Here is a 21,757-nt window from a genome sequence, read left to right on the forward strand (position 1 = left end):
TGGAATGATTTTATGGATGTAGCTTTGATTAAAAAAACACAAGAAATCTTTGGTTACGGGGAAATTCAGCTCACACTATTAAGCTCTGATGATCTACCTTTTACTCTGCAATGGCGCAATGAATTTCGTGAGTGGTTTAATAGTACGAATATGGTCTCATTTGAAGAACATTCCCAATGGTATAAAAACTATCTTGCTAAAGAGAATGATTTGGTTTTTCTGGTTCAAGATAAGCACGGAAATCGTGTCGGTCAAGCGGCGGTTTACAACATCGATTGGCAAGAAAAGAGTGGGGAGTTTGGTCGATTCCTAGTGAACCCCGATTTTGCGGGTAAAGGTTATATGGGGAAATCGGTACAGGCCATGCTTCAGTTTTGTGAAGATAGATTAAAACTCCACTCGTTATACCTCCAAGTTAAACCTCATAATGAACGAGCAATTCATATTTATAAAAAGGCAGGTTTTACGGTAGAAGCTAGTCCTGAAGGACAGAACCTAATGATGTCTCATGTTTTTTCAACCGCATAATCTTAAAATTAAAACCCAAAAAGCCTGATTAAGAATACAGGTTTTTTTATTAAAATAAGCAAAATCACTATTGGAGTAAGTATGTTAGTTAAGGAGATTATCGAGCACTCTATTTGGCTTCCTTCGTCTGATTATGAGAAATATGAGCCCAAAGTCGCGATTTTTCTTCCGACATATGCCAATGCAAAATCTGGTTTATTTGAAAGAGCATTGGTTTCAATTTTAAATCAGACCTTTAAAGAGTTCGAGCTTATTATAGTAGATGATGCCTCTACAGATGGAACGAAAGAAATCATTGATGCCTATATGCAAATAGATAAGCGGATTAGCTGCATACGCCATCCACAAAATATTGGCTTACTGGCGATTTCAGAATATGAAGCATTTATGAAGTCATCAGGTCATTATATTGTATTTGCCTTTGATGATTTTATTTTTGAAATTAATGCTATTGATGCATTGTACACCGCGATTACGGAAAATGATTATAACTGTTGTTATGGACAGGCGAATATTATTTATCTGGAAGAAGGCATTGAAAAGCATTGTGTATCCGGTACGATGTCTTTTGCTGGCAATGAGACAAGCAATTTAATTGCTAATTCTTCAATCATTTTAAAACGCAGTGTTTTAGAAACCATAGGCTTGTATGATCCTCATATTCTAATGGCGCGCGAATGCGACCGAGATCTGTGGTTAAGAATATCGAGGCACTATCCGTTTACACATGTTGAAATTATGGTTGGGACTGAGCATGGAATCACTCAGAATGATAGTCTTGGTCATGTCTCTAATGATCCTCGCGTTTTTTCGCGCTTCTATAAGACATCCAATCGCAACCAGCAGTTATTACCAGAGAATTTTGCCGATAAAAATATTATTGAATCACAGTTGGTATTTGGTAATAAAGCGCAGGCCTATCTTGAGGATTTATTTGCTTTTTACCAGTCTAAATTTGGGGTTAAGAATATAAGTTCTGCCAATAATAAGGTGATAAAAAAAATAGCTTTTTATAGTTCTGGGCCAACGAACTATCATCTTTGTTTTGAAAGCATTAATGTTACTGAAAATTATAGAGTACAACTGGTTGTTCCTGGCCAGGATACTCTTCAGGATTTATATTTCTTAATGGGCTATGACGCCGTGATTGTCAATCGCAACCTGCAAAGTTCGGCGTCGATTATCACGGTCTTAAAAAAATTACAGATTCCTTGTTATTATTATATAGACGATAATTTCATTGCCCTTAAAAATGAATATGAAGAATTTGCTTGGTATTCCAAGAAGAATGTTACAAAAATTTTAAGTAATTTTGATGCGGTTTTGACGAGCACCGAGACGCTAAAAACATTCTTTCTTCAGGAAAAAATACACACCAAAGTATGGTGTTATCCCCCGATTTTAAATGAAATGTTATTACCGCCAGTCGCTGGTAATCATTTGCTAGCAGCTAATAAGACTAACAGAATAAATGTCGCCGTCATTGGCGGCGCATTTCGCGGGGAGTCATTTTTTGAATATGTAGTACCCGCATTAAATAAGTTAAAGAATGGTGGTGAAGATATAAATTTAACAGTTAGAAAATATTTGCTGAGTGAGGACACCGAGAAATGCCTGTTTAGTATTGATGAAATTGACATTTTAAGTGATTACAATCAGTATATTCATCAATTAAGACATAAAAAAATTGATATAATTATTCATCCTTATGGAAAAACCACAAATTCCATTTATAAAACGAATTCAGTGCTTTTAAATGCGCTTTATTTAAATGCCAACATTATTGTTTTTGGTGAACCCGCATTTGATGGCTTAGGCGAAGCCGAAGGGATAATGAACATTAACCAGGATATAGATTGTATTGTTGATGCAATTAAATACTTATCAATTCAGGCTAATGCAACACGGCTAAAATCCAATCTCAATAATTATTGTCATATCGCCTTTAATATTAATAATAATATTAAATTGCTGGATCTGCTCATGCAGAATAGTAACGATGTTAATGCCGTTAGTTATGAAAGACGAGCTCAGGCATTAATTCAATATATTGTAAAAATAGCCGGATCATCTTTAAATCAGCTGGCATATAAGTCGATATCTGAAGAATATAAAAGCATCCAACACTGTTTTGAGCACTTACTAAACGGTGTTCGAAATAAAGAAGAAATTCCACAGTTTAAAGCCATGTTGTCAACGCTCAAATACAACCAGAATGCCAAGGGCTTAAACTTAAAAAAAGGCCCTCTTCTTAACCAGAAAATTTTTATAGAATATCGTTTGAAGAATGTTAATGAAACCATCTCCGAAATTATGATTGCTTGTGCCGCACATCCAGGCACAATTAATGGTCTAATCGGAATAGAGCTTGTTTTGCCAAACAATACAATCGCTCTTCATCGCACCAAATCGTTAAAAGAGATCGATTTTTTTGCCCCCATAGTTTTTCATTTTCCTGAAATTTCGGTGCCATTAAATGCAATGGTTTTGCTGCGCGTTTTTGTGAGAAATGTCCATGTACCTATTTCAGTTTATGAACTGCGATCCCGGCAATTTATGCCATCAATAAAGAAGAAAAGACAACTTTTTTGTAGTATGACGTAAGATTCATTCATTTTTAAGAAGGCTCTGTCGCAGGATTTACAGATGCCTTCTTGAATGTAACTAGTCAGGCCAGCTACGCCGCTTCGCTGCCCTCAAATTCTGCATCATCAGACTTGGCCATCAACTGGTTGAAACGCCAGCAATAGTATAAGGCACCAATACCACAGCCGATTAATCCTATGGGTAAGGTATTAAGATCTAGCATGAGTAAATATGCGCTTAACATGGTTAAGAGTGAGGAACCCAACATCCGTATGGTGTGAATAAAGGCCAGAGCCACTCCCGAATTTTCTTTAAAGTCAGAGAGTGCTAATGACATTGTTGGTGGCGCTGTCAGGCTGATGCCCAAATTACAAATGAGAGCAAAGGATAAGGAATATAAACTAAATCCATATAAAGTTGTAGTTATTAACATGGCAAAACCACCGAGGATAATCAGCCAACTGCCTAAATAGGTTGTTGCGGCCATACTGAAATACTTACGCAGGCCGATGCCTAAATAGTTGCCGACAATAATATTTAAGCCATTAAAAATAAAAATGATCCCAAATACCAGTGGCGAGAAACCAAGCTTATCAATAATAAGATAAGATGAGTTAATCACCGAGAGCATTACTGCGGCAAAGCTAAACATCATAATGAATGAAGCGCTCCATAAGACCGGAGAGGCCATGGCATTTTTATAGGCGCTGATGGCATCTTTTAATATAAACGCGCTTTTGGGGGACGTCCAAAATGGGGATTCATATAAACTTTTTCTGGTTTGCATGAGCAGGGCAATGCCAATGCCGGCCATTAACATAAAGTTGGCTTGCCAACCGCAGTAGGTAAAGATAAGTGAACCAAGCACCGGGGCAAGTATGGGGGATATGGAGACGATCATGGAAACGTACGATAAAACTTTGGCGCGTTCAACGGCGTTTTCAAAATCACGGGAGGTGGAAAATGCAATTAAATTAGCACAGCACAGGGCAAATCCTTGCACGGCTCGTCCGAAAATGAGGACATAGATGTTGGGTGCTATGGTACATAAGATACTGGCAATTACTGCTAATATAAGACTACCAGGCAATAGGCGGCGCCGTCCAAAATGATCGAGCAAGGGGCCCCAAATTAATTGGGCAATGCCAAAAACAAATAAATAAATACTTAAGGTTAATTGGCTTAGGCTATGAGTTGTATCAAAATAATTGGTGATATAAGGAAGTGAGGGTTGATACAGATCAAAGGTTAACAAGGAAAAGGCGGATAATAATCCAATAAATAGAATCGACGTTGGCGGTTTTTGCATAATATTCATCTGAATGAAAAGTAGTTGGCCATTTTAGCAAATTTTATTTACATAGAGAATCTTCTTCTCTAGTGATATAAACTGCAAGTGTATCTATGCAATTGAATTTATTTTAAACAAATTGTGGCACATTTTTTCTTGACAAAAAATAGTAAGCGATTACTATTCGTCCTCAGTATTGTGTGAAATTGTTAAAATCTAAGTCTGTCCATGGATAACAACGATTTAGTGAGAATGCTTGGAACTCGTTTCGCATTGTTATGGCACGCGATTACATCAGGAAAATATTTTTCTTACCGCAGTAAATTCGGCATCACGCGATGCGCTGTTGATGTCCACAGACCGTAAAATTTTAAGAAAAAAGAAAAACAGGATTTATATGCAGCTAATACCAATCATACTGTGTGGCGGAGCAGGATCGCGTCTCTGGCCCGTATCTCGTGAATTACATCCCAAGCCATTTATTCGCCTTGCTGATGGCCAAAGCCTATTTCAAAAAGCCTTCATTCGAGGGGCGTCATTACCGAATGTGCGTGAAGCATTGGTCGTTACCAATAAAGAATTTATATTCAAAATTATTGAAGAAAGTAATGAAGTGAATCACGGTAATACAGCAACTACGTACATAATGGAGCCTGTTGGTCGCAATACGGCCGCTGCAATTGCTGTTGCTGTGCTGCAGACCATTAAAACACATGGCGAAGACGCCATGATGTTGGTACTTGCTGCAGATCATTTAATTTTAGATCAGGATGCTTTTCAAAGCGCAGTTTCTGATGCTATGGCCTTAGCTCAATGCGATAAATTAGTCACTTTTGGTATTTCGCCTACTGAGCCCAAGACTGAATATGGTTATATCGAAGCAGAAGCAAACCAGGTTTTACGTTTCGTTGAAAAACCCATTTTAGCAAAAGCGGAGCAATATCTGGCTTCGGGACGCTTTTTGTGGAATTCGGGCATGTTCTTATTTTCGGCTGGCACGATGCTACGTGCAATGCAATCCCATTGCCCAGAAATTCTTGCAGCAGTGCGTACTTGTTTTTCTCATTCGCACTACCTTGAGCAGCAAAACATTAGGGGTCTTGAGTTAGACGAACAAACCTTTGCGCTGGTTCCTGATAGTTCAATTGATTATGCGGTTATGGAAAAATCGGAAAACATTGCTGTAGTGCCGTGTCAGATTGGTTGGAGCGATGTTGGTTCCTGGAATTCCATTGATGAGTTTATTGAGCCAGATCAAGACGGTAATCGTCTTGAGGGAGAGATCTTGTTGCATGATGTTGTCAATTGCAATATCAAAAGTAATGATCGTCTCGTTGGTGTTGTTGGTGTTGATAACTTACTTATCGTTGATACGCCCGATGCATTATTAGTCGCAGATAAGTCACGAGCACAAGATGTCAAACACATTTACACTCAATTAAAGGCTCGTGGCCATGAGGCTCATAGATTGCATCGTACGGTATATCGCCCTTGGGGTACATACACCATTCTTGAGCAAAATGAACGTTTTAAGATCAAGCGAATTGAAGTCAAACCCGGGGCAAGTTTAAGCTTGCAAATGCATCATCATCGTAGTGAACATTGGATCGTAGTGAGTGGCATGGCCAAAGTGGTTAATGGTGATGAAGAGTTTTTTGTTCGAGTAAACGAATCAACTTATATCCCTGCTGGATGTAAGCATCGATTAGAAAATCCTGGCGTCCTTGATCTTGTTATGATTGAGGTACAAAGCGGTGATTATCTTGGTGAAGATGACATTGTGCGCTTTCAAGATAATTATGGGCGGGTTTAATTTATGAAACTAGCATGTTTTAAATCTTATGATATTCGCGGCAAGCTTGAGATTGAGCTCACCGACGACATTGCTTACCGTATTGGTTTTGCTTATGCCCAATTTTTAAAAGCGCGTTCTCTTGTTGTTGGTAGTGATGCTCGGCATAGCAGTGAGCCACTAAAGCAAGCCTTGGCGCGTGGCATTATGGATGCGGGTACTGATGTGATTGACCTTGGCATGACCGGCACGGAAGAAGTGTATTTTGCGGCATTTCATCTGGACGTTGATGGCGGTATTGAAGTTACAGCCAGCCATAATCCAATTGAATACAATGGCATGAAACTAGTGCGTAAAGGTGCGGTGCCTATTAGTGGTGATAGTGGGTTACATACTATTGAGCAATTGGTTCGCAAAAATCAATTTCAAGTGTCTGCACATAAAGGGCAATTGCAGCAATTAAGTATCTTAGATGCTTACGTGAGTCATTTGCTTAGTTACATTCAAGTAGAAAAGCTGCAGCCTTTAAAATTGCTTGTCGATGCCGGAAATGGTGCCGCAGGTCATGTTATTGATGCAATTGAGGCCCGTTTTGCCGCGGCAAATATTCCCGTAACCTTCATTAAAATTAACCATGAAGCAAACGGCGATTTTCCTAATGGTATCCCCAATCCTTTGCTACCCGAAAATCGTCAAGTTACCGCAAACATGGTTAAAGCACATAATGCAGACATGGGTATTGCCTGGGATGGCGATTTTGATCGCTGTTTTTTGTTTGATAATCACGGTGAATTCATCGAAGGTTATTATCTTGTTGGTTTACTGGCTGAAGCCTTCCTGGAAAAAAATCCTGGCGAAAAAATTATTCACGATCCTCGCTTAACTTGGAACACCATTGATATCGTGACTCAGGCTCAGGGACAAGCCATACAATGTAAAACGGGACATGCCTTTATTAAAGAGCGTATGCGCCATGAAAATGCTATTTATGGTGGTGAAATGAGTGGGCATCATTATTTCCGTGATTTTGCTTATTGTGATAGTGGTATGATTCCCTGGTTATTAGTTATTGACCTCATGAGTCGCTCTGGTAAATCACTGGAAAGTCTGATTAATGAACGCGTCAAGGCTTTTCCTTGCAGCGGCGAAATTAATTACAAGGTTAACAATCCGCAGCAAATAATGAAGGTTGTCGAAGCGCATTTTTCCCAATTTAAGCCAAGCATAGATAGAACTGATGGTATTAGTCTTGAGTTTGACACCATGCGTTTGAATTTGCGTTCATCGAATACTGAACCCTTATTGCGTCTCAATGTAGAAACACGTCAGAATGTCCCCGTAATTAAGCAGACGGTGCAGACAATCGAGGAACTTATTCAAGCTACAGAATGCGAATAATCGAGGTACGTTTATATAAGCAGACGGATAGTTTCTTCTCCAAATAAAAGAAGATAGTCTGCTTAAGCACCAATCTCAGCAAGAAAAACCAGTAGAATAAATAATTTTATTCACACATTGATATTGTTTAATTTGTCGTATAAGGAACAAACGTGAAAACAGCTTTGATTACAGGTATCACCGGCCAAGATGGTGCGTATTTGGCAGAATTATTATTAGCTAAAGGCTATGCCGTACATGGAATCAAGAGACGCTCCTCTCTATTTAATACCGCTCGTATTGATCATTTGTATCATGATCCCCATGTTAATGGACATAACTTGACGCTCCATCATGGTGATTTAACGGACTCATCCAGCTTGATTCGTATTGTACAACAGGTACAACCTGATGAAATTTATAATCTGGCGGCTCAAAGTCATGTCGCAGTATCATTTGAAGAACCAGAATATACTGCAAATTCAGATGCGTTGGGGGCATTGCGTTTGTTGGAAGCAATTCGTATTTTGAAACTGGAAAATAAAACCCGTTTTTATCAAGCGAGTACTTCTGAATTATACGGTTTAGTGCAAGAAGTCCCACAAAAGGAAACGACGCCTTTTTATCCTCGTAGTCCTTATGCAGTAGCAAAATTATATGCATATTGGATAACCGTGAATTATCGTGAAGCTTATGGAATCTATGCGTGTAACGGTATTTTATTTAATCATGAATCGCCGCTGCGTGGTGAAACGTTCGTTACGCGTAAAATTACGCGCGCATTAGCACGGATTAAACTGGGAACTCAAGAACGTTTGTATTTAGGAAACCTTAATGCAATGCGTGATTGGGGACATGCGCGTGACTATGTTGAAATGCAATGGTTAATGTTGCAGCAAGAGCAAGCAGAAGATTTTGTTATTGCCACTGGTGAACAACATTCAGTTCGTGAATTTGTCGAGATTGCGGCTAAAGAAATTGGTATTAGCATCCACTGGGAAGGCCTGGACTGCGAAGAAAAAGGTTATGATGTGGTTACTGGAAAATGCATCGTTGAAGTAGATCCATGTTATTTCCGCCCTACAGAAGTAGAAAGCTTATTGGGTGATGCAATGAAAGCAAAGCAAAAGCTTGGCTGGGAATTCAAAACCTCATTCCATGATTTAGTTGTAGAAATGATGAGAGAAGATATGAAAGAAGCGCAATGCGAAAAGTTAGTTGCTGATGGTGGTTTTTAGGTTGTTAATAAAGTAGTACACAAATGATCTTCTCACGGCGAGTTTATTAGTTGCCTTGCAAAAAGTGATTGCCTTATTTGTTCGGTTGTTCAGGTAAGAACTGTTGCTCAGTTGGCGGTAAGCTCGCGTATCAAGAAATAGGCAGCATCAAGACAAATTCCTAGTTGAACGTATATGAATATATTGCATGTCTATAAGACATTTTTAAATGATACTTTTGGTGGTGTTGAACAAACAATTTATCAAATGGCTAAAGCAAATGATCCACGTTTTAGTCATACGGTTCTTTCCCTTTCTAAAGATTGGCAAGAAACGGAAATAACGCATGAAGGAATCAAGAATCTTTGTTATAAAGAAAATTTCTCGATTGCCTCAAATAGTATATCTTTTTCTTTATTACGTGATTTTAACAAAATTGCTCAAAAAACCGATGTCATTCACTATCATTTTCCTTGGCCATTTGCCGATGTATTGCATCTATTTTGGCGGATTAAAAAGCCATCAGTTTTAACCTATCATTCTGATATTGTGCGCCAGCAACAATTACTTTTTTTTTATCGCCCGTTAATGAACCGTTTTTTAAGTTCAGTAGATAGGATTGTGGCAACATCACCTAATTATTTAGCAAGCAGCCCTACCTTACAAAAATATAAGGATAAAGTAACTGCCATTCCTATTGGTTTAAATAGAGCAAGTTATCCTGTGCCGACGGCTGAGCAATATACTTATTGGCGCAATAGTTTTGGTAACCGCTTTTTCCTGTTTATCGGGGTGCTACGTTATTATAAAGGGTTGCATATCCTTTTAGATGCGCTGAAAAATACAACATTTCCGGTCTTGATTGTGGGCACTGGGCCGCTTGAAGAAGAATTAAAAGTTTATGCGAATAAATTGAACTTAACCCATGTCCATTTTCTGGGACGACTATCAGATACTGATAAAATGGCGCTTTTAGACTTATGTCTTTCAGTACTATTCCCCTCGCATCTACGTTCAGAAGCGTTTGGTATTTCTCTCCTCGAAGGCGCGATGATGGGTAAGCCGTTAATATCTGCGGAAATTGGCACCGGAACAAGTTTTATTAATGTGAATGGCGAAACCGGTTTTGTTATTCCTCCTGATGATGCGGTTGCTTTACGTGATGCCATGCAATTTATCTGGGATAATCCACGGGAAAGTGCGCTGATGGGGGAAAATGCTGCGGCACGTTATCAAGCCTTATTTACCGGGGATAGAATGGTTGCGGAATATGGAAAGGTCTATGAAGATATCGTGAGCAGTAAGCATGGTTCTAAGTTTGCTTAGTGGGGCTGTAGTTAAAGCATAGGCGCGATGTCTATCTTTTATCTACATCAGGAACGAATGGACATCCTTGTCACTTTGGCCGTTCCTTTTCGGCATTAAATTAGTCCAATGACGTCGCACTTTGCGGCAAGCACACGCTCGGGCAATTCGTCAAGGAAGATTTGTGTGCGGGTTGGTTCTCCTTGCTCAGCAAATAATCGATGTTGATTAAAGACTGGATTTGCTTTGGCCGCAGTTAATACTTCGGCTAATGATTCGGGCGCTATTTCCCGTATTTTCTGTTGTAATTTTCTTAGTTCTTGCTTTTTTTCTTCAGCAATAGAGTTGCCGAGGATTACTTTATTGAGATGTTTCTGCTCATATTTTTGCAGTAAAGAGAGGGTGTGTTCTATTTGCCAATGGGCTGATGGTTGCTTTTCTGCCAGCGTAGATAAATGCGCATCAACTACGGCTTCATTACCACGTTGTTTATGCCATGCGTGGTTAAATGTTAGTTGTCTAGGTTGCTGTTTGCCATCCGCTGTGGCTGTGGATTTATTTAGTTTGCTTGCGAAATAATCCCAAGCAGCAGCCAGGACATAGGCGGGAATCGCAATGCTTTTTAGGATTTTAGTGGGGATATCAGCATCATGACTATGACCGGCATGTGCATCTAGACGTTCTTGGATTAAGGTTTTTAGTTCATCCGTGTGTTCCTGTTTATAATGTTCGTGACCCAGCTCATGAGCCGGGCTATGTCCGGTAAAATAATGTACGTCTTCAAAGCCTTCGCTAATGAACGCTATGAGTGCTGCCCAAATTTGGGGAATGCCGGGTACACGATCGGCGGTAAGGGCGATGCTTACTAAATGGCCAATAAACAACAGGACTCGCAGTGGCGTCATGACTAGCTTTAATAGCAGGCGAAATGGATTTAGTATTTGTAGCCAGTTTTCTGTGGCATGCAGGTGATTAATGCCCTTGTTAATTGTCTGATACATCCTTTGTAATAGATTGGGTTTATTTGCGGCAGGATTTGTCATTTCCTCAAGCATTTCTAATGATTCTGCGGTATTTTGTACGTTAAAAAATATAGCAGATAAGCCCGTAATCATTGGGTTGATTACGCCCATAACAACGCTTGGGATCTTGCTCATCCAGTCAAATAATGGGCGTGCGCTGCTTGCTATAGTCCACCAGGTTCCCGCAGTACAAATGGTCAGAGCTATAGCTAAGCCGACCAGTGCTACAGCCATGCTTGCGATAAATACGTTACGTACAGAGAGTTCCTGGCTTAAATTAGTACGAATCTTTTTATACCATTTATTTAAGGTATCGTTGTTAATCAGATCCGTTACCGTATTGTAAGTTAACAAGCCATAGGCTGCGCCTGCGATTAGTGCCATGGGTACAATAATGAGTGGCCAGGATGCAAAAGGAATTGCGGCAATCCAGGGAATAACACTAAATGCTTCAACGACTAAGTAGGTTGTACCAAGTCCCATAAACAGTGCTGACAGCGTACTAAAGCTTGCAACAAGATGAAAAGTGCTACGACGTTTTGCTAAACGCTCTTGCCATTTTGTTTGCTGTCGTTCTGCTTTAGCAAGCCAGATGGTTAATTCCTCACCATATACAGCTTGCTTTCCTTCTTGCTGTTTAGCGTGAGGAAATAACTGTAAAGCAAACCATTTTTCCATATCGTTGAGCGTTTTTTCGATTTGTTTTTTTTGCTTTTTACTTTTTTTGTTTAAATTTTTATGAGCAAAGAGGGTAAGCAGTTTTAGTTGTTTTTCATAGTCCTTGAAAAATTGTGGGCAATCTGAAGATGTGGTATTTAGAGGAAAGTTCTCCAGTAAATATTCGCGTGCCAGATGATTTTTCAAATAATTATGTCTGAATAATTTACCAAGAGCTCCTTTAATGTTCTGTAAATAAATTTCCCCTTCATATGCAACTGATAAACCAAAAGCTGCAAATGCGAGCGGTAAAACCGGAAGCAAAGCAAACATGCCCCCAAAACTTAAAAAGCCAAGAATTAAACTGGCCCCAGCCGTAAGTAGTGTTAAGGAAATGTAATAAGGGATCTTTTTGGGATTAATAGGGATGTTTTTTGTATTCATTGTGGTATATTTGCCCATTCAATCATTGGAAATAAGACTTTATCGCAAATGAAAATGATTATCAATAGCAATAAGTGGCGAAAATAGCTCAGCTGTTTATTTTTTTATTTTTTCAGCTTGTAGATTCGACCGTTAAATTTAAGGTAAAGTGAAAATGCATGATTTACCTCATGTAGTCTGAAGCTCAACATCAATTAGGAGAGGATATGCGTTTTAATCAATGGATGACCTGTATCGCTGCGGGTTCAATGTTAGCAAGCGCCCATGTTTCTGCAACAAGCATCCCAGTGCATGAGCAACTGCAAGTACCACAATGTCTGGCGGCTAAAATTACTACTGCTTATGGCGTCTTGGCAGAGAATAAGCAATTTAAGATTATTGATGTTCCTAGCACGGATGTCGATGTGCTAAGTCATTTGGCCGATCAAGTACACTGTGGTCGTTTTGTAAATGTCAGTCATCGTTTAAATGGCGCCGCACTTGCTGTACAACAGCAATCTGCACGCAATTTATTACAAAAAAAATCAGTTCATGCCGTACCTGCCGACAAAAGCACTTATGAAATTAAACACCAGAATGAAGTGAATGCCGCTTTAAAAAATGTTGTTGCCGATAATATTTGGCAAACCTTAACGCATTTAACGTCCTACCATAATCGTTCTTCAACCAAAGATACTGGTGTGGATGCTGCCAATTGGTTAAAATCTACATTTGAAGCAATGGCAACTGAATATGGTCGTACGGATACGGTAACTTATTTTGTAAAAACAGGACGCTATAAACAACCTTCTTTAGTCACGGTTATTGGTAAAGATATTAAGGCTCCTGGGATTGTTATTGGTGCACATATGGATACCCTTGATGGACGTATGCCTGGTGCTGGTGATGATGGTAGTGGTTCTTCCAGTATCATGGAAATGGCACGTGTTCTATTATCTTCTAATGCCTCCTTTAAGCGGCCAATTTATATTATTTGGTATGCTGCTGAAGAACGTGGTTTAGTTGGTTCTCAATATGTGGTCGAACATTTTCAAGATCATTCTATTCCGGTTAAAGCCGCAATTCAGTTTGATATGACAGGTTATCGTGTTGACCCTAAAGATCCAACAATGTGGGTTTATACCGATCATGTTGATAGAGGTTTGAGTAATTTCGTTGCTAAATTAATTGATACCTATGTTCAGGTGCCTGTTGATTATTCACAATGTGGCTATGGTTGCAGTGACCATGCATCGTGGGATGATGAAGGTATTCCGGCAGCATTCCCCTGTGAATCTAATTTTGATGAGCATAACCCCTATATTCATAGTAGCTCGGACACTATGGAGCTGTTGAGCTTGGAGCATATGACTAATTTCGCCAAATTAGCAGTTGCTTTTGCTATAGAGTTAGCATCTGAGTAATCTTCTTTCTGCCTCTTTGGTACAACTAAAGAGGCATTTACTCAAAACATTTGTAAAAAGCATGATCGGCATAATTAAGTAATGCGCGATCATGAATACTGTCTCCATAAGCATAAAGCTCATAATTATCTCGATGGGTATATCGTTTTTTAAACTCATCTACTTTTTACTGCCCAGGCAATAATTATTTCGCATCCGCCCAGTACTTTTAGCTTCTCATTTACTTATCTTCTGTTTTTGATTGAGACAACGGCGGGCAATGATACTCTGCCGTTATTTTATTATCTGAGTCAATCGATTGCAAAATCACTGGGAATTTCCACAGTGAATGAAGGTGCTTTAATACCGCAGAAGTGGTTTCACCCAAGGGTGCCCGATTTTGTTGGGTATGTCTTAATGTCATGGCGCGATTGCCTTGTAAATCAACTGAATAAACCTGGATATCTGGTTCAAAATAACCTAAATTATGTTGTCGCGATAAGGCTTCTCTTATTTTCTGATATCCCGGCTCATTATGAATCGCATTAACATAAAGCTCAGGGCTACGATCATCATCAACAAGATGGAATAATTTTAAATCACGGATCAATTTTGGTGATAAATATTGTGCAATAAAACTTTCATCTTTGTAATTACGCATTGCCATATCTAAGCTTGTTAACCAATCGGTGTTCGCGAGATAGGGGAACCAAGCCTTATCTTCTTCCGTTGGGCTTTCACAAATTCGCTTAATGTCTTGCATCATATGATAGCCCAAGGTGTAGGGATTAATGCCACTGAAATAAGGACTATTATAAGAAGGTTGCATAATCACATTGGTGTGGCTTTGTAAAATTTCCAGCATAAATTCATCGGTAACAAGGCCTTCATCATAAAGTGCATGTAAGATGGTGTAGTGCCAAAAACAGGCCCAGCCTTCATTCATTACTTTAGTTTGTCCTTGTGGGTAAAAATATTGTGCCATTTTTCTCACGATGCGCACAATTTCCCGTTGCCAAGGTTCTAATAGCGGCGCATTTTTTTCAAGAAAATATAAAATATTTTCTTGTGGTTCTTCGGGATAGCGTTTGGTCTTACCTTGTTCTGCCGCGTGCTTGTTTTGTGGAATAGTTCGCCATAATTCATTAACTTGGGATTGCATGTAGATTTCACGGTTTTGTTGACGAATTTTTTCTTCCTGTATGGATAAGGGGGCAGGGTGTTTATAGCGGTCTACCCCATAATTCATCAACGCATGGCAGGCATCTAGAATGGATTCAACCTCATCAATACCATAACGTTCCTCACAATCACCAATATATTTTTTGGCAAAAACTAAATAATCTATGATGGCATCTGCTGAAGTCCACATTTTAAATAAATAGTTATTTTTAAAAAATGAATTATGGCCATAGCAGGCATGAGCAATGACCAGTGCTTGCATCGCTATTGTGTTTTCTTCCATTAAATAAGAAATACATGGATTGGAGTTAATCACCAATTCATAGGCTAACCCCATTTGCCCACGCTTATAGCTTTTTTCAACACCGACAAAATGTTTGCCGAAAGACCAATGGCTATATCCTATTGGCATGCCTACGGAAGCATAAGCATCCATCATCTGCTCCGCAGAGATAACTTCTATTTGATTTGGATAAGTGTCAAGCTTAAAATCTTTAGCAATACGGGCAATTTCACGATCATAATCTTGGATTAACTCAAAGGTCCATTCGGCCCCGGTGGATAGAGGCTTTCTTTTTTTCATACCGTTTTCCTTTTAAATAATTCATGAAAGACGGGATAAATATCAGCAACAGTATCAATATTCTCCATCGCAAAATTTGGGTATTGTTCTTTGACGAGTTGATAGACTTCCCACAAACTTTGATGGTGCCGTGGCATAATTTCTATATAAGCAAAATATTGCAATAAAGGCATGATTTTATCTTGCAGTAATTCTTGGCAATAGGGCGAGTCCGCGTTCCAATTGTCACCGTCAGATGCTTGCGCAACATAAATGTTCCAGGCTTCAGGTGGATAGCGCGCTTCAATAATGGTATTTAGTAATTCTAGGGCGCTTGACACAACAGTGCCGCCCGTTTCTCGCGAATAAAAAAATTCTTCCTCATTTACTTCTTTGGCCGAGGTATGATGACGAATAAAGACTAATTCGATTTTTTCATAATTCTTGGTGAGAAACATGTATAGGAGGATGAAAAAGCGTTTGGCAATATCTTTTTTGGCTTCATCCATCGAACCGGACACATCCATGACACAAAACATTACTGCTTGAGTGGAAGGTGAGGGCACACGGATACGATGATTGTAACGAAGATCAATGGTATCAATAAAGGGAACGGCCTGTATTCTCTTTTTAAAGTGTTCAATCTGTTTTTGTAGTTCTTTGATCGCGCACATATCGGGTATGGGTTCTGCTTGCAAACGGGTTAATTCTTCTTCAGCGTGCTTTAATTGTCGTTTATAAGGGGAGGCAAGTGCGACTCGGCGGCCTGTTGCCTGTTTCATTGAGCGTAACACATTAATATTATTGGGAATTCCGCTGGTACTAACCCCGGCACGTATGGTTTTAAAGGTACTGATGCGTGCCAATTCTTTTTTAATCAAATCAGGTAATTCCAGATCTTCAAAATACAAATCTAGAAACTCTTCGCGCGATAATTCAAAAACAAAGTCATCCTCACCTTCGCCACTATTACTGGCCTCACCGCCACCTCCACCGCCATCCTCGCCTCCGCTTGGTCTTTTAATCCGATCACCGGCAACAAAATTATCATTGCCAGGTAAGATGCGCTCGACATGACCGCCTTTACCGCGATGAAACATGGGTTCAGAAATGTCTTTAGCGGGAATTGTGATTTGTTCGCCTTGATCAATTTCAGTAATACTGCGTTTACCGACAGCATCGGAGACGGCTCTTTTTATTTGATTTTTATAGCGACGAAGAAAACGTTGGCGATTCACCGTACTTTTTTTTCCCGCATTTTGTCGTCTATCAATCAATTGCGACATGATTTTAGCTCCGCGACTTTGATCCTTAATTCCATGCAGGTAGTGCATGGAATCAGCTAAAAAGCGGGTATATATACCCGCTTTTTACTGCTCACCAGCAAGTAGGTGAAGGGATCTTTGATAGTTTCATTCGTGTTATTATTGTGACTTGCGTACTCGTAAATACCATTCACAAAGCAGGCGCACTTGTTTCCTGGTGTAGCCTTTTTCTATCATGCGGGAAATAAATTCCTCATGTTTTTTCTTATCATCTTCAGAGGATTTGGCATTAAAGGAAATCACCGGTAATAAGTCCTCTGTATTGGTGAACATTTTTTTCTCGATTACCGATCTTAATTTTTCATAACTGTTCCACACGGGGTTTTTACCACGGTTATTAGCTCGTGCGCGAAGAACAAAATTCACGACTTCATTACGGAAGTCTTTAGGATTTGAGATTCCGGCCGGTTTTTCAATTTTTTCCAATTCCAAATTGAGTAAGCCGCGATCAAAAATCTCACCGGTATCGGGGTCACGATAATCTTGGTCTTGAATCCAGAAATCAGCATAAGTGATGTAGCGATCAAAGATATTTTGTCCGTATTCAGAGTACGATTCCAGATAAGCCGTTTGAATTTCTTTGCCGATAAATTCTACATACTTGGTTGCTAAATACTCTTTAATAAAGCCTAAATAAGTTTCCTGTTGTTCTTGTGGGAATTGTTCTTGTTCAATTTGACGTTCGAGCACGTACATTAAATGTACGGGGTTGGCTGCCACTTCACTGTGGTCAAAGTTAAATACTTTGGACAGTATTTTGAAGGCAAAACGCGTTGACACCCCACTCATTCCTTCATCGACACCGGCAAAATCACGATATTCTTGATAAGATTTTGCTTTAGGATCGGTATCTTTCAAGCTTTCGCCATTATATACCCGCATTTTTAAATAAATGCTTGAATTTTGTGGCTCTTTCAAACGTGTTAATACGGAAAATTGCGCCAACATATCCAGCGTCCCTGGAGCACAATGGGCTTGGGTTAAGGAACTGTTATCAATTAGTTTTTGATATATTTTCAGCTCTTCTGATACACGCAGACAATAAGGTACTTTCACAATATTGATACGGTCAATAAATGCTTCGTTATTTTTATTGTTTCTGAAGGTTTGCCATTCTGATTCGTTTGAGTGGGCTAAAATAATTCCTTCAAAAGGAATGGACGACAAGCCTTCAGTGGCATTGTAATTGCCTTCTTGCGTTGCGGTAAGCAACGGATGCAACACCTTAATGGGGGCTTTAAACATTTCCACAAACTCTAAAAGACCCCGGTTTGCCCGGCATAAGCCACCAGAATAGCTGTAAGCGTCAGGATCGTCTTGCGAAAACTCTTCTAATTTGCGAATGTCTACTTTGCCGACTAGAGAGGAAATATCCTGATTATTTTCATCACCAGGCTCGGTCTTGGCAACTGCAATTTGTTTCAAGCGAGAAGGTTTGACTTTAATTACTCTGAATTGGCTAATGTCGCCATTAAACTCGTGCAGTCTTTTGACCGCCCAAGGTGACATTAAGTAGCGTAAATAGCGTGAAGGGATGCCGAAACGTTCGCGCAATAATTGCGCATCTTCAGTGGGATCAAATAAAGACAGTGGAGATTCAAATACGGGGGAACCTTTGATGGCATAAAAGGGAACGTCTTCCATTAAGTCTTTTAATTTTTCGGCAATGGATGATTTACCTCCCCCCACAGGACCTAAAAGATAAAGCACTTGTTTGGTTTCTTCTAAACCTTGTGCTGCATGTTTTAAAAAACCCACGATTTGCTCAATGGGCTCTTCCATGCCATAAAATTCTTTAAATACAGTATAACGTGGGATAATTTTATTAGAAAAAATCCGTGATAAAACAGGGTCATGACGTGTATCGAGCATCTCGGGTTCGCCTATAGCCATGAGCAAGCGTTCTGCTGGATTGGCATAAGCGGAAGGATCGTTTTTACACAATTCCAGATATTCATCCAAGCCCATTTCTTCTTCTTTGTTATCAACAAAGCGCTTGGTATAGCCGGTCAAAAAATCTTGAGTGTTCATGAGCCATCCCCTTTTACTTATCCCTCGGCAGGATATGACGAGTTTTTTTGTATGTTCATTTTCCTGATGGCACGCAAAAGCTAACTTGAGAAGCCACCTCTTTAATACTCAGTATAGGCATAAAATTAATGGATAACTCAATCATTCTTAGATATTTTTTTATTTTGGTATATAAACGTGGGTTAGACCCTAAAGTGTAACAATTATTTTTTGGATTGGATCTTATCTAATTGATTAATAATTCGGTTTGGACTAACGTTTACAGCAAGGCATTTTTACAAAGTTATCATTGATTTATTGTTTAATAAAAATGACAATAAATTCCACATTCAGGTTTTAAGGAAAAATGATGAGCACTCCAGATACAACCATTTACTTAAAAAACTATCAAGCTCCTTTATTTGCAGTAGACACTGTCAATTTAAATTTTGATTTATATCATGATCATGCTTTGGTGCGCAGTGAACTTAAATTAACGCGCCAGCATCCGGGGGCTTTGCATTTATATGGCGATGAACTTGAATTGGTCAGCGTGCAAATGAATGGTAGGCAATTAGAGCCAACCGAGTATCAGGCATCTCCTGATGCATTAATTATCGAACATTGCCCAGATGAATTTACTCTAACAATCGTTACGCGTATTTATCCCCAAGAGAATACACACTTATCGGGACTATATCGTTCAAATCATTTGTTTTGTACGCAATGCGAGGCTGAAGGTTTTCGTCGCATCACCTATTTTCTAGACCGTCCTGATGTATTGGCAACGTATACTACGCGCATTACGGCAGATAAAAAGCAATATCCAGTTTTGCTCTCCAATGGTAATTTAATTGATTCTGGTGATGCTAGCGATGGACGGCACTGGGTCATTTGGCAAGATCCTTTTAAGAAACCCTCTTATTTATTTGCGCTAGTGGCCGGAAATCTGGCGCAGATGCGTGATAAATTTGTCACCAGTTCTGGGCGAATGGTTGATTTACACATCTACGTTGAGCCTGGAAATGAAGATAAATGTGGGCATGCGATGGAATCATTGAAAAAATCCATGCGTTGGGATGAAGAGGTTTATGGCCGTGAATACGATTTAGATATTTTCATGATCGTTGCCGTTAGCGATTTCAATATGGGGGCTATGGAAAATAAGGGCTTAAATATTTTTAATTCCAAATACATCTTGGCGCGTCCGGATACGGCAACCGATCAGGATTTTGCCGATGTTGAAGGAGTCGTTGCTCATGAGTATTTTCATAATTGGACGGGAAATCGTGTCACTTGCCGCGATTGGTTTCAATTAAGTTTAAAGGAAGGTTTGACTGTTTTCCGCGATCAAGAATTTTCGCGTGATATGAATTCACGAGATGTAAATCGGATTATGGATGTTAAGGCGTTACGTAGTAGTCAATTTCCTGAAGATGCAAGTTCCATGGCACATCCCGTACGCCCTGAGTCTTATCAAGAAATAAATAATTTTTACACGGCGACCATTTATAACAAGGGTGCGGAAGTTATTCGTATGCAACATACGTTATTAGGTAAAGAGCGTTATCGCAAAGGAATGGATTTGTATTTTGCACGCCATGATGGCCATGCGGTAACCATTGATGATTTTGTGGCTGCCATGGAAGATGCTAATGGGATGGATTTAACGCAATTTAAACGCTGGTATAGCCAAGCAGGGACTCCTGAGGTGGTGGTGACCAGTAAGTATGAACAAGGTCACCTAAGCTTGCTGATGAAACAAAGTTGTCCACCAACGCCTGAATGTCATGCTAAAAAGCCGTTTCATATTCCTATTCGCGTTGCCTTGTTTGACTCTAAAGGTCAATTGATGCCAATTAAGCACGATATTTTAGAATTAACCGAAGCGGAACAAATTTTTACTTTCACTGATTTAAGTGAAAAACCAGTCATTTCTCTGTTACGTGAATTTTCAGCGCCGATTAAATTAAAGCATGAGCTTAGTCAAGATGAGTTAATCTTCTTGGTACGCCATGAAATGGATGGTTATGCAAAATGGGATGCCGCGCAGCGGTTAGTCCTGAACTGTATTCACGAGTGTTTAGGCTTACCACGAACGCAATGGCAAGTACCAGGAGCATTAATTGCGGCATTGAAGCATGTGCTGCTCGATGAGTCTTTAGATGCGGATCTACGTGCTGAATTGTTGACCCCTCCATGCTTTGAAGAAGTTGCGGCAATGTTGGATGCTGTTGATGTGAATGCTGTGGAAGCGGCCCGTGATTACTTTCGTGCGCAATTAGGGCTACATTTGTATGAGCAGGCGCAGTCAATGTACCAAAAATTATGGCAGGCTGAAGATCATCGTATGAATGGCCCTGCTTATGGCCGCAGAAAATTGCGTAATGTGTGTTTGTGGTTGATGATGAAGTCTAACGAGAGCGCTGCGCTTGCCATCTGTCAGCAGCAATTTACCCAAGCGCAAACAATGACGGATCAAATAGCCAGTTTTGCTTTATTGGTTAATTGTGCACATCAAAATCTGCGTGAGCAGGCCATTAATGATTTTTATAAGCAATGGTCTAAAGATGAGTTAGTCTTGGATAAATGGTTTGCCTTGCAAGCCAGCTGTGAGTTACCCGTTACCCTAAGTCAGGTAAAAAAATTGTTGCAACATCCTGATTTCAGTATTAAAAACCCGAATAAAGCACGTTCTGTAATCGGCGCATTTTGTATGGCAAATCCACGTAATTTTCATGCGCCTGATGGCAGTGGTTATGCGTTCCTGGCGGAGATTCTGCTTATTTTAGATAAGATTAACCCCCAAATTGCCGCACGGATAGCCAATCCATTCACACGTTGGCAGCGTTATGACAAACCCCGACAGCTATTGATGCGCCAGCAACTAGAACAATTGGCACAACAACAATTATCACGCGATTTGGGCGAGGTGGTATCTAAGAGTCTAGTTGCTGAAATAAAATAAAATTGGTCTCATTAATAATCGTTTGAATTTGCTCCAAATCCGCATTCTCGCGGCTTGTCCGCGGGATCCATAACGCTCTAGTTATTGCTATAAAGTTAAGAAATTAATG

The 21,757-nt window shown here is 39.7% G+C and carries 13 protein-coding genes; 8 read left to right on the plus strand and 5 right to left on the minus strand.

Features of this window, described 5'->3' with window-relative positions; translation table 11 throughout:
* Positions 1 to 12: 12 nt before the first annotated feature.
* Together LDG_RS16585 and LDG_RS16590 are read left to right on the plus strand one after the other, a co-directional pair.
* Positions 13 to 528 carry a GNAT family N-acetyltransferase gene (locus tag LDG_RS16585; protein ID WP_006872610.1) on the plus strand — a complete coding sequence of 172 codons (516 nt, stop codon included), beginning with the start codon at positions 13 to 15 and terminating at the stop codon, positions 526 to 528.
* 81 nt (positions 529 to 609) lie between these two features.
* Positions 610 to 3,132 (plus strand): glycosyltransferase family 2 protein, encoded by a 2,523-nt coding sequence (locus tag LDG_RS16590; protein ID WP_006872611.1) that lies wholly within the window; start codon positions 610 to 612, stop codon positions 3,130 to 3,132.
* Positions 3,133 to 3,205: 73 nt separating this feature from the next.
* On the opposite strand, the gene LDG_RS16595 is transcribed toward LDG_RS16590, so the two are convergent.
* Positions 3,206 to 4,423 (minus strand): multidrug effflux MFS transporter, encoded by a 1,218-nt coding sequence (locus tag LDG_RS16595; protein ID WP_006872612.1) that lies wholly within the window; start codon positions 4,421 to 4,423, stop codon positions 3,206 to 3,208.
* A 238-nt stretch (positions 4,424 to 4,661) separates the two neighbouring features.
* On the opposite strand from LDG_RS16595, the gene LDG_RS16600 reads away from it, so the two are divergent.
* The 4 genes from LDG_RS16600 (at position 4,662) to LDG_RS16615 (ending at position 10,117) form a co-directional block, all read left to right on the plus strand.
* Positions 4,662 to 6,218 carry a mannose-1-phosphate guanylyltransferase/mannose-6-phosphate isomerase gene (locus LDG_RS16600; RefSeq protein WP_006872613.1) on the plus strand — a complete coding sequence of 519 codons (1,557 nt, stop codon included), beginning with the start codon at positions 4,662 to 4,664 and terminating at the stop codon, positions 6,216 to 6,218.
* A 3-nt stretch (positions 6,219 to 6,221) separates the two neighbouring features.
* Positions 6,222 to 7,595: a phosphohexomutase domain-containing protein gene (locus LDG_RS16605; RefSeq protein ID WP_006872614.1), complete on the plus strand. Its 1,374-nt coding sequence runs from the start codon at positions 6,222 to 6,224 to the stop codon at positions 7,593 to 7,595.
* 152 nt (positions 7,596 to 7,747) lie between these two features.
* Positions 7,748 to 8,812 carry a GDP-mannose 4,6-dehydratase gene (gene gmd / locus LDG_RS16610; RefSeq protein ID WP_006872615.1) on the plus strand — a complete coding sequence of 355 codons (1,065 nt, stop codon included), beginning with the start codon at positions 7,748 to 7,750 and terminating at the stop codon, positions 8,810 to 8,812.
* A gap of 174 nt (positions 8,813 to 8,986) precedes the next feature.
* Positions 8,987 to 10,117, plus strand: a complete 1,131-nt coding sequence (locus LDG_RS16615) for a glycosyltransferase (RefSeq protein WP_006872616.1) — start codon at positions 8,987 to 8,989, stop codon at positions 10,115 to 10,117.
* Between the two features lie 95 nt (positions 10,118 to 10,212).
* Here the strand turns inward: LDG_RS16615 and LDG_RS16620 are convergent, their stop codons facing one another.
* Positions 10,213 to 12,219, minus strand: a complete 2,007-nt coding sequence (locus LDG_RS16620) for a hypothetical protein (RefSeq protein WP_040536444.1) — start codon at positions 12,217 to 12,219, stop codon at positions 10,213 to 10,215.
* Positions 12,220 to 12,425: 206 nt separating this feature from the next.
* Between LDG_RS16620 and lapA the strand changes: the two genes are divergently transcribed.
* Positions 12,426 to 13,622 (plus strand): aminopeptidase LapA, encoded by a 1,197-nt coding sequence (gene lapA, locus LDG_RS16625; RefSeq protein ID WP_006872618.1) that lies wholly within the window; start codon positions 12,426 to 12,428, stop codon positions 13,620 to 13,622.
* Positions 13,623 to 13,842: 220 nt separating this feature from the next.
* Here lapA and LDG_RS16630 read toward each other — a convergent pair whose 3' ends face one another.
* The 3 genes from LDG_RS16630 to LDG_RS16640 form a co-directional block, all read right to left on the minus strand.
* A complete protein-coding gene (locus LDG_RS16630; protein WP_006872619.1) occupies positions 13,843 to 15,366 on the minus strand; it encodes a SpoVR family protein in 1,524 nt (507 codons plus the stop codon).
* Positions 15,363 to 16,631, minus strand: coding sequence for a YeaH/YhbH family protein (locus LDG_RS16635; RefSeq protein WP_006872620.1), 1,269 nt, complete (start codon positions 16,629 to 16,631; stop codon positions 15,363 to 15,365). The genes LDG_RS16630 and LDG_RS16635 overlap by 4 nt, the downstream gene beginning before the upstream one ends.
* A gap of 138 nt (positions 16,632 to 16,769) precedes the next feature.
* Entirely contained in the window at positions 16,770 to 18,701 is a 1,932-nt protein-coding gene (locus LDG_RS16640) for a PrkA family serine protein kinase (protein ID WP_006872621.1), read from the minus strand.
* 349 nt (positions 18,702 to 19,050) lie between these two features.
* Here LDG_RS16640 and pepN point away from each other — a divergent pair, with 349 nt between their 5' ends.
* Entirely contained in the window at positions 19,051 to 21,648 is a 2,598-nt protein-coding gene (pepN, locus tag LDG_RS16645) for an aminopeptidase N (RefSeq protein WP_006872622.1), read from the plus strand.
* The last annotated feature ends 109 nt before the right edge of the window (positions 21,649 to 21,757 follow it).

It is taken from the genome of Legionella drancourtii LLAP12, assembly GCF_000162755.2.
Lineage (GTDB): Bacteria > Pseudomonadota > Gammaproteobacteria > Legionellales > Legionellaceae > Legionella > Legionella drancourtii.

Excerpts from the sequence above, each read along its gene's own strand:
- LDG_RS16640 (WP_006872621.1), bottom strand. The coding sequence starts at position 18,701 with ATGAACACTCAAGATTTTTTGACCGGCTATACCAAGCGCTTTGTTGAT.
- LDG_RS16635 (WP_006872620.1), bottom strand. The coding sequence starts at position 16,631 with ATGTCGCAATTGATTGATAGACGACAAAATGCGGGAAAAAAAAGTACG.
- lapA (WP_006872618.1), top strand. The coding sequence starts at position 12,426 with ATGCGTTTTAATCAATGGATGACCTGTATCGCTGCGGGTTCAATGTTA.
- LDG_RS16590 (WP_006872611.1), top strand. The coding sequence starts at position 610 with ATGTTAGTTAAGGAGATTATCGAGCACTCTATTTGGCTTCCTTCGTCT.
- pepN (WP_006872622.1), top strand. The coding sequence starts at position 19,051 with ATGAGCACTCCAGATACAACCATTTACTTAAAAAACTATCAAGCTCCT.
- LDG_RS16585 (WP_006872610.1), top strand. The coding sequence starts at position 13 with ATGGATGTAGCTTTGATTAAAAAAACACAAGAAATCTTTGGTTACGGG.
- LDG_RS16615 (WP_006872616.1), top strand. The coding sequence starts at position 8,987 with ATGAATATATTGCATGTCTATAAGACATTTTTAAATGATACTTTTGGT.
- LDG_RS16630 (WP_006872619.1), bottom strand. The coding sequence starts at position 15,366 with ATGAAAAAAAGAAAGCCTCTATCCACCGGGGCCGAATGGACCTTTGAG.
- LDG_RS16595 (WP_006872612.1), bottom strand. The coding sequence starts at position 4,423 with ATGCAAAAACCGCCAACGTCGATTCTATTTATTGGATTATTATCCGCC.
- LDG_RS16620 (WP_040536444.1), bottom strand. The coding sequence starts at position 12,219 with ATGAATACAAAAAACATCCCTATTAATCCCAAAAAGATCCCTTATTAC.
- LDG_RS16605 (WP_006872614.1), top strand. The coding sequence starts at position 6,222 with ATGAAACTAGCATGTTTTAAATCTTATGATATTCGCGGCAAGCTTGAG.